The organism is Pseudomonas sp. 22515, from assembly GCF_052044625.1.
GTDB classification, from domain to species: Bacteria; Pseudomonadota; Gammaproteobacteria; order Pseudomonadales; family Pseudomonadaceae; genus Aquipseudomonas; species Aquipseudomonas alloputida.
In genome coordinates this window covers 174,594-186,047 of the sequence record NZ_JBQENN010000008.1, presented here as the reverse complement: position 1 = coordinate 186,047, position 11,454 = coordinate 174,594, and the positions used below count along the sequence as shown (strand labels likewise).

The window sequence follows — 11,454 nt, the reverse complement described above, 5'->3', positions numbered from 1 at the left end:
CTTTTTTTTGGTTCTTCACGGAATCCCGGGAAAGACAGAAACAAGAACGCCGGTTTGATGGATGATGTTCGTGCGAGCAAACACATCAACAAACCGGCGTTCTTGTGCACGATATTAATACGTTTCTGCCCTTTTGGGAGGGCTTTTCTGTCATTGCCATCAGGCCTGACGGCGACGATCTGCTGATCGACCTGATTCCGCAGCCCACTAGGTTCCCCACCTGCAGCGGCTGCCATCAGCCCAGCACCGCCATCCACGAATACTGCCAGCGCTCGATCCGTGATCTCCCCATTCTTGGCCATGCGGTACGGTTGAATGTGGAACTGCGGCGCGTTGGGTGTCGCGCATGCGGCAAGCGGATGGAGTCAGTCAGCTGGCTTGATCGCTATTCGCGTATGACCCAGCGCTTGGCCGAGGCCGTGATCCAGGCTTGCCAGCGGCTGCCTACCCTGCACGTCGCCGAGCTGTTTGACTTGCATTGGGACAGTGTGCGCTTGCTGGAACGACGAGCTCTACAAGCCGCTCTAGAGAAGCTACCAAAGGCCCAGCCCAGGCGCCTGGTGATGGACGAGTTCGCCCTGTTCAAAGGCCATCGCTACGCCAGCGTGGTGCTGGACGCCGATACCCGCCGGGTGCTGTGGATTGGTGAAGGACGTAGCAGAACGGCTATCAGGCCCTTCTTTGAAGAGCTGGGGCCAGAAGGCTGTGCGCGGATCGAAGCAGTGGCGATGGACATGAACACCGCATTTGACCTAGAGGTACGCCAACACTGCCCTCAGGCACGCGTGGTCTACGACCTGTTTCATGTAGTCGCCAAGTATGGGCGCGAGGTGATTGACCGGGTACGGGTCGACGAAGCCAACCGTCTGCGCCATGACAAACCCGCGCGCAGGGTGATCAAGCAAGCACGCTGGCTACTGCTGCGTAATCCGGAAAATCTCAAGCGAGAAGATCAACAGGTGCACCTGAGGGATCTGCTGTCGGCTAACCAATCGCTGATGACGGTTTATCTGATGAAAGCAGAGTTAAAAGCGCTGTGGTCGCCCACCACCGCCTGGGGTTGGCGATCAGCCTGGAAGCAGTGGCTGCGTCTGGCTGATGAAAGCGCGATACCGGCACTGAAGCAGTTTGCTAAACGCCTGAAGGGATACTGGCGCGGCATCTTGAGCAGGGTGCGATGGCCAATGCATACGGGCCAGCTGGAAGGCATCAACAACCGGATCAAGGTGATCAAGCGGATGGCTTACGGCTACCGGGACAGCGAATTCTTTTTCATGAAGATCAAGAATGACTTTCCCGGCAATCCGTGAAGAACCTTTTTTTTGCCTGGAATTCCTGCCGGGGCGCCCTACTCCGCTCATTGGAAAATGATGCAGATGGGGGGATTTGAGGAAGTGATTTGATGGGGCGCTGGAAGTGCTGAGAGGGTCGGCGGGCGGATCTGAGCAGCAGAGAGATTGAGAGGACTTTAAAACTAATATTTGAACACCTTAATAGTTAATTAAGCGTACGTGTTAAGTATTAATTTGAACAATTTAGTATGGAAATGGAATTTGGTGGAAGTTGCCATTTTGGATTTTTTGTAGATTTCGAAGGGATGTTGGAATAAGATCTATGACCAACTTTTCCGCTTTGCACTGAAGATTTTCAGCCAAATCAGCTGTTTGAAGCGAGAGCTTCAGACCTGATCCAAATTGCTCCAGCGATCACGAAGTGGCCGTTTAGAAATAAAGAGAGCAAGCCGATTGCTTTAGATTCTGATCAGTCATGAGAGTCATGACCAATGAGAGAAAAGGAGACCTGAAAATGTAGAAAAACGCGATCAATCCCGAGAGGACTGACCGCGCTTAGCGAAGCAGACTTGCGTCCTCAGAACCCGCAATGTCTGCTTTTTCGAAGCGACTGTCAATCCTCTCCCATTTTTTCGACCTTAGCGAGGTTACTCGACGGCACAGTGTTGCCTGTCGAAAGGCCTCACTTCGCCCGCCCTGCGCCTTGATTTTTTGGCGCAGCGTCGGCGCTCGTTTCGAGATTTTCGGAGGTGTTTCATGACAGTACGAAAGGTGGTCACGCGGCGGTCCAACCATTACCGCGGCTACTTCCCATCGCTCAAAAATAAAAAGCCTGTGCCCTGGGAGTCCCAGCTCGAAGGCGCTCTTTTTCGGCTTCTTGAGCTGTCTCCTGCGGTCATCGGCTACGTCCCGCAGCCCAGTGAGGAACGTGTTCCATCGCTCCAGGGCTACTTCAAATATTACCCAGACGTACAGGTTTTCCTCGCGGATGGGCGCGAGTGGTGGTTTGAAGTGAAGCCTCACGACCGACTGAAGATTGCCAGCGTCAGGCAGCGACTGGATGCCGCTGAGCGCTACTTCAACGCCACTGCCCGTAACTTTTCGGTGATCACTGAAAAGTTAATTGAAGCTGAACCCCTGGCTACCAATCTTAGAAGGCTGATGTATCACCGGCGCGGTCCAGAGCTTTCGCATCAGGCGTTGGAGGAGGTAATGGCGACCTTCAACGAATGGCCGCCTATGACCGTTGCAGATCTGCTCTACGTGGTTGGTGAGGGGAAAGCCTGGCGCTTGTTAGGCCTTGGGGTGGTGGGCATTGACCTTGATAGGTCAATTGACACTGACTCCCCGGTCTTCCTGCAAGGGGGGCACCGTCATGCAAACCTTTTCCCTTAGGGTGAAATTGGTCGTCATCGTTCGTGGCGTACTGATGGTGCTTGAGAAGAGGCTTATTGACCGGAAGCTGCTCTTTTTCGATGAGCTTGGTGAGCCCACGAAGCTATCCGAGAAGGAGTTCTATGAGGCCTACGAGAAGCGCGAGATCGAGATCTCCGCTGATCAGCCATACCTTGGGAGGGTTCCGTATGTGCGGAACGTCCCTCCAGATATTTCATGCTTCCCCAAAAAACATGGAGATGAGGCATTGCGTCGACGCAAGTATCTGGACGACCTAACTAAGCGCGGTAAATACAAGCTACCGGGTGACGAAGACATGATCAAGAAGCTTAGAGATATCGCCAAAAAGATTGGGGATGCGTGCGCACCCTCGGTTTCCACTATTCGACGTTGGGCAGCCAAATACATTGGCCAGAACGTAGTAAAGCTTATCCCTCAGCATGCCAAAAAGGGTCGGGCTGCCGCGATACAGGGAGAGCTCGAAGTTATTCTTGAAGGGGTGATTAATAAAACCTACCTGCAGGATACGATTCCAGCGGTCAGCGTGGTCGTTTCAGAATTCGAGGATCAGATAAAAGAGAGGAACAAAAGTCGTTTGCCTTCGGATCAGCTCAAGATCCCAAGCGGAATGACTGTCCGAAGGTACATCGCCAAGCTGGATCCGTACCTTGTGGATAAGGAGAGGCTCGGAAAACACGCAGCAGACAAGAAGCACCGTGTTGCGGCGGGTGTCCTACGTGTCCATGAGATTTTGGAACGTTGGGAAATTGATCACACCTTGTTGGACGTCCAGCTTGTGGATGAAACCTCGGGGCTGTGCATTGGGCGCCCCTATCTGACGATCGTCCTCGACCGCTTCTCTCGAATGGTGATGGGATATTTGCTCCACCTGTCGGCGCCAAATACGGAAACCGTGCTTCGTGTGATCGAACGCTCAATCCGTCCAAAAGCCGAATTGCTGAAGCGCTTTCCGAAAGTGAGAAATGAATGGTGGGCACGTGGGCTGCCGGCTCGAATAGTCCCAGACAACGCAGCGGAATTTCACGCGGGCGATCTCATCATGGGATTCAACGAGTTGGGTATCGAGATCATGTATCCCGCTTCAAGGGCCCCTCAAAGGAAAGGTGCCGTCGAACGCTTTTTCAGCACACAGAACCTGGGGCTTATCCACAACCTCCCGGGTACCACCTTCTCGAATATCCAGCAGCGTGGCGATTACGACTCGGAGAAGAATGCATGTTTCACGCTCCCTCAATTGGAGGCGGTGGTAGTGAAATGGATCGTCGATGGTTACCACCAGACTCCTCATCGGGGGCTGGACAACAGAACACCGGCTCAAGTCTGGGGGACTAGCGAGGCGAACCATGTCATCAGCCTTCCCGTCGACCTGGACTCGTTGGAGTGCATTCTGGCCAAGCGGGCCTCGGTGAAGGTTCACCATTACGGCATCGAGGTTGCCAAAGTGGGCTACCACTCTACGGAACTTGCTGAGCTCCGTATGCGTTTGGCAGACGGAGAAAAGGTAAACGTCCGCTATCGAGACGAAGCCGGGCACGTTTGGGTTCACGACCGCTTCAGAAACTTGTTCTTCAAAGTGCCCGCCAAAGATGAGCGAATGGCCGGTAAGAGCAGGGAGGTGTGGAAGGCTGCCGAGAAAGCGCTGCGAGAAAAATATAATGAGCAGCCTAGCTTCGAGGCTACGCACAGGTGCTACCAGGAAATTATGGAAGATGCAGACGAGGCCCGCCGTTCGCAGACGCTCAGAAAACGACGCGCAGCTGCCATAGCGAAAATCGACAAGGAGGGTCGAGTGACCGAAAGCACGCCTCCACCCAAGGTACTCGCTGAAGTGGAATGGACCGGTGACTCTATTCCTAACATTCCGCCAGCAGCCTTCAAGGTCTCGGTTCGTCGCCCTGCTGGGAGTTCTAAGCCATGAACGCCATCAATCTGTACGAATGCTACGAGCATGGTGAATACAGCTTTACGCTCCGCGATCGTTTTATTCACAGCCCTCAAGTCGAGCGAGCGTTGACGCGACTAGGCGATATCCACGGCGATAGTCGGCGTACCAGAGCAAGTAAAGGGTTGCTGATCCAAGGTCCAAGCGGAGTGGGCAAGAGCACATTGGTCAAGGAGTACATTCGGTCATTGGAGGAATTGGAGAGCCATGACCCACAGAAGCGGACAGTTCTGTTCGTCGAGATGCCTTCGTCTCCAACCAAAAAGAACCTGGCAGCAGCCATTTTGGCAGAGCTGAAGGATCCCTTCGCAGAGGCACGAGGACATTCGGCAGAGGTTAAATTTGCGCGAGTAGTCCTGCTGCTGAAGAACCTTGGCGTGGAGATGTTGGTCCTCGATGAGGCGCAGCACCTGGTCGATTATCGTCGTAATGGTGCGTATGAGGCAGCAGACTGGATCAAGAGTCTGATGAATGAAACCAGTATCGCGTTTGTTCTGATTGGGCTGAAGCGCACCGAAAATCTCCTGCTAGCAAACGAGCAACTGCGACGCAGGTTTTCGGCCACGGTGGCATACGATCGCTTCACCTTCTCCGCTAATACGTCTCTTCATTTCGTGATGTTGTTGCAGGCAATCGAGGGCGAACTGCCTGTTCAAACCATCAGTTTTGTAGAGCCAGCGATGATTAAACGCTTCTACCTGGCTTCCTATGGATTGATCGACTACCTCATCAAGATTGTGGACAGGGCTGTTTGGCTGGTTCAAGTCCAGGACCTTGTCGGGATTGAACTTCCTGTGCTGGCCCAGGCTTTTGAAGACGAGGTTTGGAGCTACGCCACCGAGGATCGAAACCCCTTCAGTGCGAGCTTCAATTTCCAGCCTCTGTTCGGGAAGCGGGAGCCGTTTGAGACGTTCGAAGAGAGCAGTACCTGACGGCCAAGGGCCGGGCTTATCGGCCCGGCTCTACTCCCCTGATTTTTATGTCTTCGATTTCATGGATGTGTAGGAATGTTTGGTCTTTTAATCAACCCACGACCACACCAAGACGAAAGTCTTTTGGGGTACCTGCAGCGCCTGGCGAAAGCCAACGGATTACCCAGAAAGGAACTGCTCACCGCCTTTGCACGAGCCGACGAGACCGATGTTGCGGACTGGCTGCAGATGATGGAAGGACCACTGAGCTGGCCTGCGGTATCTGCTGAGTTTCGTGATCCAAGGCCCAAGGGGGTCAAGTTATGGACGACTCATCACGCTCGTTACTGTCCGATCTGTTTGGGCGAAGCCGGTTATTGGAGAGAAAGCTGGGGCTTGACCCTGGTTACGACGTGTTCTGTCCACGGCACTGAACTCCACGGGCGGTGCCCCAACTGTCTGAAGGAAACCGATCCAAGCGCAATGAGTGCGAATAGTTGCCAAGCGTGTGGCACCTCATTGAGTGGGACCAATTTTGAGATCGCGCCGGCGAGTGATACGGCCGCCTGGCTCACCTCTGGCTTTGAAGATAGGTTTTACGCCGACTCGTTGCCAGCTGACGCGGGATTGGCGGCCCTCACCTACGAACAGTTTCACGAGTTGTCATCGCGTCTCGCTGTCAGAAGTTTGCCTACGGAAAGAACCCAGCCGCTGAAGGTTGCTGATTCGCGTTCGCTAGAGATATCGCGGCTTATGGCAAACGCGGCGGGCGTGGTTCTCATGAACTGGCCTCTCGCATTCAGAGAACTGCTGAGTGGCCTCAAGGCAGTCCATTCCGATAACGAACATTGGACGCTCAGCAGATCGTTCGGCCCGATATACCACGACATCCACCGTGATCTGGATGACTCTTGTTTTGACTTTCTTCGTCGAGAGTTCGAATCATTTCTGCAGCATGCGTGGGAAGCACCGTTAGCGAAGCGAAATCGCAATTTGAGTGAGGAGACGATTGAGAGACATCGTTGGGTGTCGTTCGATTCTGCTGCTGAAGCTTGTGGTCTCGGGGTATCAGTCATAAAACGCCTTCATCAGGAGGGACAAATCGCCTATCGGGAGAAGGTCCATGAAGATCGAGTCTTTACGGTCGTGGACCTGGATCATTTGAAGGCAATCTCGCAGCATCTCCAGGGCGTGGCTGATATGAAAGAAACCTCGACTTTGCTAAGCCTCTGTCGCAATCGGGTTAGGCAGCTGCTAGCTGGTGGTACCCTCCAGTTCTTTGGTGGAGAACCGCGCCCAGGCGAAAGGTGGCTGATTGACTGCCGCTCGATCAACGAATTGATTGATGAGAAGCTGCCTACCAGCTCTGACCAGAGCCTGGTGTCGATCAACTACTTGGCCAAGCATTCTCTGCCCAAGGGGGGTGGGTTGGTCGAGTTGGTTCAGGCAATACGTGCAGGTGAACTTCGCGCTTACGGCCCAGCTGAGAATGGCTCGGTTGCGGTAGGGGCGTGGTTACTCAAGCCGCAAGATTTTGCAGCGTGGCAACAAGCCCGAGCTGAGAACAAGAGTCCGGTCTTTCCCGGCCTGTCGGTAGTCAAGGCTGCTGCGCTGTTAGGCGTCAAAGAACAATGCGCATACGCGTTCGTTCGACTGGGTCTGCTATGGAGCACTGCTGTCGAACGAGGCCGGCGTACGCAATTGATGGTTAAGCCTCAAGCCATCGACAGATTCAGGCGTGGCTATATCTTGGGACCGGAGATTGCGGTGTATTTGGGGAAGTCGACCAGGGAGGCGTTCAAGCACCTTTGGGAGGCCAGGTTTCGCCCCGTTGCGGGGCCATCCATTCCAAACGCGGCTTGCCGGCAGTACGTTTGGGTAAGAAGCAAAAAGCTGATCGATTACCTCGCAAGTGAAGCCGCCCAGATCGACGATCCTGAAGCCATCACGTTTTTATCCACACCGATCGCTCAGCCTCGTGATTGCCGATTCAGGCATGTGGGATCAAGATAGTTAGCACGCTTTCTTTCTTGATTGCTAAAATCATCGAACCCATTTTGGAGAATCTTATGTCCCGTCTCGCTGAATTCCGCCTGCTCGAACAACAGCTCGCAGCCCAACTGGCGGAGCTGGAAGCGCTGAAAAATGACTCTGCCCTGAAGCAGGAAATGGAATTTGAAACGAAGCTGCGCAGTTTGCTCAACGAGTATGGCTACGGCCTGCGCCAAGTGGTGCTGATCCTCGATCCGCAAGCGGTGGCTTCCACTGATATGGCCCCAAAAACCTCTCGGAAACCACGCGAAGTGAAGGTCTACAAGAATCCACACAGCGGAGAGGTTGTTGAGACCAAGGGTGGTAATCAGCGTACGCTTAAGGCCTGGAAAAACGAGTATGGCGCTGAGGTAGTCGAGTCTTGGCTCGCCAATTGATTGCACTGCAGGCGGCTTCTGGCACGAGATGAATCGTGGTGCGCCCCGAATGCAAATTCCCATTCTGGGGCGTGACGAAATTTTCTGCGGGTGGTGGATTTAGAGAATTAAAACTGTCGCTAGAGGGTCCCGTCTTTCGCGGCCTGCAGCCATTTGGAGAGGAAACGCAAAACTGTCGCAATCACCCAAAACGCCGGTTCAGACTGATTCGCTAGAGAATTAAAACTGTCGCAGCCTGAAACGACGCGGCTTTCACGTGTATTCAGAGCCATCATTATCGATAGCCTGCTTACAAACATGTAATTCCTGGATCACGTGGATGACAGCTCCCAGTCGGTAAGCTTCACTCATGTCTTCATGGAGTAACAGAAATGAACACCGCTAAAAGCATTGCCGCCCTCATGCTCGTAATCGCCTCCTCATCCGCTTTAGCTGAAGGAGGATCTGATCGCTTACACGGAAAGATGATTCAGGCAAATGAGCAAGCAATGCGTGCCTACGCCGCTGCCAATGGAAAAAAACCACCTGAAGTGATCCATTATCGCTACGGAATGAAACTGGATGTGGCGAGAGTTATCAGTATGACTTCGCTCAAAGGTAGCTGCGACGTGATGCCGACACAGATGAATTACGAGGACTCAACAGGTGAGTTGAAAATCCTCGAATATCGCTCTGCTGGAATTAACTGTAGAGGTCAAAACTGACCGAAGGGACAGGGTAAGTCTTGGAGTAAGCTGACCACGACCAGCGCTGCAGCTGGTCGGCTGGCCGGCAGAAGCCCTTCCCCCGGGGCATCTTGCATTACGTGTCAGGATAACTGGCAACTACTTGATCGTCCCCACTCTTGGTGAGGCCGATGACTTGATAGGCGTGTTTCATGCCATCAACCTCCATACCTGGTGAGCCAGCGGGCATGCCAGGTACCGCGACGCCTGCCAGGTCGTTGCGCTTTATGAGCTCCTGCACCTGGGCTGCGGGGACGTGACCTTCCACAAACTTGCCATCGATAACCGCGGTGTGACACGAAGCCAGCCTCGGAGCTACTCCTAGCTCTTGCTTCACCGCCCTCATGTCCGTTTCAACGTGGTCGACGACCTTGAAGCCGTTTGCCTCCAAGTGCGCTATCCATTTCTTACAGCAACCGCAATTAGCGTCCCGGTGCACATCGATAGTCAGGGGCTCCGCAGCAAAGGCGGCTGAGGCGATTAGAAGTGACGCTGCGGTACTTAAACCGAGGAAGCGGCGCTTACTTGTCATGAGTGTGCTCCTTCCCGTCTTTGTGCACATGGGTTTTGGGAGTAGAACCTGTGTGGTGGTCCGAGTGCGCCTCGCCGGACTCGTGTTCACCGTGGTGCTCCGCTACTGATGAAGACTCCGAATGCGAACTGCCATGATCATGACTTTCCTCAGCCACGCCGTTTGCTGCGGAATCATCATGATTTCCATGACCTGATTTCGCACCACCGTGTTGGCCTTCATGGTTATGCATATCGCTTTCGCCACCGCCATGTTGGTGACCACCACTGGAAGCGACCATCATCTGGTACTGCTCAGCATTGAGTTGCGGTAGCTGGTCCAGGAACGCGACGATTCCCCAGATGTACTGGTCGTCCATGCTCTTACCCCAGGCTGGCATGCCTGTCGCTTTGATACCGTGCTTGATGGTCCAAAACGCAGCAGCAGGGTCACCGCTTACACCTATCTCGGTGAGGTTTGGTGGGGATGGGTATAGGGCTTGGCTGAGTTCAGTTTTCTCCACCCCTGGCGCGAGGTGGCAACCGATACACATGGCGTTGTAGTTGCCTGCCCCTGCTTGGATGAGAGCAGGATCTTTAAGGTTTGGCACCTCAATGTCGCTTGCTCGGACTTCAATCGAGCGATCCCGCGCCATGGCCAAAAACGCATGCACAGCGGGGAAGTGTGGGTCGTCCGCACCAACGTTCACGAGACCGAAGTAAGCAGCACCTAGCACTGCTGCGCTAGTAACAGCACCTGCCGCCACCAGCGTTGTAATTGTTTTTTTCATGTTGAGTTCTCAAAACCACATCCGAATACCGGCCACAAAACGAGCTTCGTCCACGTCCCCGCCTTCATCCCGAATGAAATCGGCGGTTTTGCCGTAGGAACGGCTCCAGGTGACACCTATGTATGGCGCGAACTGGCGAACAATCTCGTACCGTAACCGCAGCCCGACTTCGGTGTTTGCCAGGCCAGAGCCGACGCCGCGTTCCGGGTCGTTCTTGCCATAAAAGTTGGCCTCAGCGGTTGGCTGAAGAATTAAACGATTGGTTAGCAAGATGTCGTACTCGCCCTCCAGACGGGCAGCGGTTTGACCGTTCTCGCCGATAAAGGCGGTGGCTTCAGCTTCGAAGTCATACAGGGCCAGGCCCTGAATACCGAACGCAGCCCAGGTCTGCGGATCCTCCGGTTTGAAATCCTGCCGGACGCCGGCGACAACATCCCACCACGGGCTTACCGAGCGGCCATAGAGGAGCTGCAGCTCAGCATCTTCAGTCACACCATTGGTTCGTTCACCTTCCGAGCGAATCCAGAGCCTATTGATATCGCCGCCCACCCAGCCGGATGCATCCCAAGCAAGCGTGCTACCTTCATCGGCATCTTGGTATTCCAGTTGGTCTAGCAAGAAAAAGCTGTTGAACCCGCTGTCATCCATTTTGTGCCCGTCAAGCGGGGGGAAGGCAGCCTGCCGGTCGGCATCAGTCAGCACCGGGATTGGCGTACGGCTGGTCGGGGTCGGCGAATCAGCGTTCCCGTTTCCCATCGTGGAATGACCCATCGCGCCATGATCCATGCCTTCCATGGACCCGTGATCCATGCCTTTCATGCTTCCATGGTCCATCTTGCTGTGGTCCATCGAGGCGGGTTTCGCTTTGGGCTGGCCATGGCCCATTTTGCTGTGATCAACGGGTGCAGGTTGCGTGGGTTGCTTGCTCGCGCCCATCTGGCTGTGGTCCATGCCCGGCATCGCAGCCTGTGATGAGGCGTGGTCCATCTGCATGGCACCGTGGCCCATTGCCGAGTGGTCCATTCCGGAATGATCCATTTCAGCGGCGAAGCTGGGCGAAACGCCCAGCACACCTAAAGAAACGGCGAATGCCAGCAGCGATGGTCGTGCAACGCTATTGGCCATTTTTCCCTGCCTTAGCTTTGTCGCTGCCATGCGATTCCATCATTTTGCTGTGATCCATTCCTTCCATGGAACCATGATCCATGCCCTCCATAGAGCCATGATCCATGCCTTTCATGGAGCCGTGATCCATGCCTTCATGGTTCATGCCCTGGGCTTGCTTGCTCTTCGAGCCGTTCGATTGCGCCGCGTTGGACGACTTTTGAGAGTGCTGATCATGGTTGTCACTGGACCAGGAAGACGGGGCGTACACCGCGAGCAGGCCAACCATCGCGGCAGAGAGGAAAAAGGCGCTTCGTTTCATTGGTTTGCTCAT

At 54.3% G+C, this 11,454-nt stretch carries 12 protein-coding genes; 7 read left to right on the top strand and 5 right to left on the bottom strand.

The annotated features are described in order from the left end of the window. The coding region (locus ACTJJN_RS10365) for a hypothetical protein (protein ID WP_440781224.1) at nucleotides 1-257 on the bottom strand (257 nt) is incomplete at its 3' end. Here ACTJJN_RS10365 and ACTJJN_RS10360 point away from each other — a divergent pair. The 7 genes from ACTJJN_RS10360 to ACTJJN_RS10330 all read left to right on the top strand — a co-directional run bounded on the left by ACTJJN_RS10360 (nucleotide 153) and on the right by ACTJJN_RS10330 (nucleotide 8,694). After that, nucleotides 153-1,310, top strand: a complete 1,158-nt coding sequence (locus ACTJJN_RS10360; RefSeq protein WP_425312121.1) for an ISL3 family transposase — start codon at nucleotides 153-155, stop codon at nucleotides 1,308-1,310. The genes ACTJJN_RS10365 and ACTJJN_RS10360 overlap by 105 nt on opposite strands. Before the next feature lie 738 nt (nucleotides 1,311-2,048). Further along, the gene (locus ACTJJN_RS10355; RefSeq protein WP_011953077.1) at nucleotides 2,049-2,687 is read left to right on the top strand and encodes a TnsA endonuclease N-terminal domain-containing protein; all 639 of its coding nucleotides are present in this window, start codon (nucleotides 2,049-2,051) and stop codon (nucleotides 2,685-2,687) included. Next, nucleotides 2,668-4,626 (top strand): DDE-type integrase/transposase/recombinase, encoded by a 1,959-nt coding sequence (locus ACTJJN_RS10350; protein WP_011953078.1) that lies wholly within the window; start codon nucleotides 2,668-2,670, stop codon nucleotides 4,624-4,626. Before ACTJJN_RS10355 ends, ACTJJN_RS10350 begins: the two co-directional genes overlap by 20 nt. Further along, nucleotides 4,623-5,582 carry a TniB family NTP-binding protein gene (locus ACTJJN_RS10345; RefSeq protein WP_010951429.1) on the top strand — a complete coding sequence of 320 codons (960 nt, stop codon included), beginning with the start codon at nucleotides 4,623-4,625 and terminating at the stop codon, nucleotides 5,580-5,582. The genes ACTJJN_RS10350 and ACTJJN_RS10345 overlap by 4 nt, the downstream gene beginning before the upstream one ends. Nucleotides 5,583-5,657: 75 nt before the next feature. Next, nucleotides 5,658-7,574 carry a TniQ family protein gene (locus ACTJJN_RS10340; protein WP_440781223.1) on the top strand — a complete coding sequence of 639 codons (1,917 nt, stop codon included), beginning with the start codon at nucleotides 5,658-5,660 and terminating at the stop codon, nucleotides 7,572-7,574. Between the two features lie 56 nt (nucleotides 7,575-7,630). Further along, nucleotides 7,631-7,990, top strand: a complete 360-nt coding sequence (locus ACTJJN_RS10335) for a histone-like nucleoid-structuring protein, MvaT/MvaU family (protein ID WP_010951431.1) — start codon at nucleotides 7,631-7,633, stop codon at nucleotides 7,988-7,990. Nucleotides 7,991-8,361: 371 nt separating this feature from the next. Next, nucleotides 8,362-8,694, top strand: a complete 333-nt coding sequence (locus ACTJJN_RS10330) for a DUF2790 domain-containing protein (protein WP_011953079.1) — start codon at nucleotides 8,362-8,364, stop codon at nucleotides 8,692-8,694. A gap of 97 nt (nucleotides 8,695-8,791) precedes the next feature. Here ACTJJN_RS10330 and ACTJJN_RS10325 read toward each other — a convergent pair whose 3' ends face one another. The 4 genes from ACTJJN_RS10325 to ACTJJN_RS10310 are packed head-to-tail and all read right to left on the bottom strand — an operon-like array spanning nucleotide 8,792 to nucleotide 11,454. Further along, a complete protein-coding gene (locus tag ACTJJN_RS10325; RefSeq protein ID WP_011953080.1) occupies nucleotides 8,792-9,247 on the bottom strand; it encodes a DUF411 domain-containing protein in 456 nt (151 codons plus the stop codon). Further along, entirely contained in the window at nucleotides 9,237-10,016 is a 780-nt protein-coding gene (locus ACTJJN_RS10320) for a c-type cytochrome (protein WP_011953081.1), read from the bottom strand. The genes ACTJJN_RS10325 and ACTJJN_RS10320 overlap by 11 nt, the downstream gene beginning before the upstream one ends. A gap of 9 nt (nucleotides 10,017-10,025) precedes the next feature. Then, a complete protein-coding gene (locus tag ACTJJN_RS10315) occupies nucleotides 10,026-11,141 on the bottom strand; it encodes a copper resistance protein B (RefSeq protein WP_011953082.1) in 1,116 nt (371 codons plus the stop codon). Continuing rightward, nucleotides 11,131-11,454 carry a hypothetical protein gene (locus ACTJJN_RS10310; RefSeq protein ID WP_012269845.1) on the bottom strand — a complete coding sequence of 108 codons (324 nt, stop codon included), beginning with the start codon at nucleotides 11,452-11,454 and terminating at the stop codon, nucleotides 11,131-11,133. Before ACTJJN_RS10310 ends, ACTJJN_RS10315 begins: the two co-directional genes overlap by 11 nt.

Bases quoted from the DNA above. Each gene is read 5' to 3' on its own strand.
- ACTJJN_RS10355 (WP_011953077.1), top strand. From the start codon at position 2,049: ATGACAGTACGAAAGGTGGTCACGCGGCGGTCCAACCATTACCGCGGC.
- ACTJJN_RS10350 (WP_011953078.1), top strand. From the start codon at position 2,668: ATGCAAACCTTTTCCCTTAGGGTGAAATTGGTCGTCATCGTTCGTGGC.
- ACTJJN_RS10345 (WP_010951429.1), top strand. From the start codon at position 4,623: ATGAACGCCATCAATCTGTACGAATGCTACGAGCATGGTGAATACAGC.
- ACTJJN_RS10340 (WP_440781223.1), top strand. From the start codon at position 5,658: ATGTTTGGTCTTTTAATCAACCCACGACCACACCAAGACGAAAGTCTT.
- ACTJJN_RS10335 (WP_010951431.1), top strand. From the start codon at position 7,631: ATGTCCCGTCTCGCTGAATTCCGCCTGCTCGAACAACAGCTCGCAGCC.
- ACTJJN_RS10330 (WP_011953079.1), top strand. From the start codon at position 8,362: ATGAACACCGCTAAAAGCATTGCCGCCCTCATGCTCGTAATCGCCTCC.
- ACTJJN_RS10325 (WP_011953080.1), bottom strand. From the start codon at position 9,247: ATGACAAGTAAGCGCCGCTTCCTCGGTTTAAGTACCGCAGCGTCACTT.
- ACTJJN_RS10320 (WP_011953081.1), bottom strand. From the start codon at position 10,016: ATGAAAAAAACAATTACAACGCTGGTGGCGGCAGGTGCTGTTACTAGC.
- ACTJJN_RS10315 (WP_011953082.1), bottom strand. From the start codon at position 11,141: ATGGCCAATAGCGTTGCACGACCATCGCTGCTGGCATTCGCCGTTTCT.
- ACTJJN_RS10310 (WP_012269845.1), bottom strand. From the start codon at position 11,454: ATGAGCAAACCAATGAAACGAAGCGCCTTTTTCCTCTCTGCCGCGATG.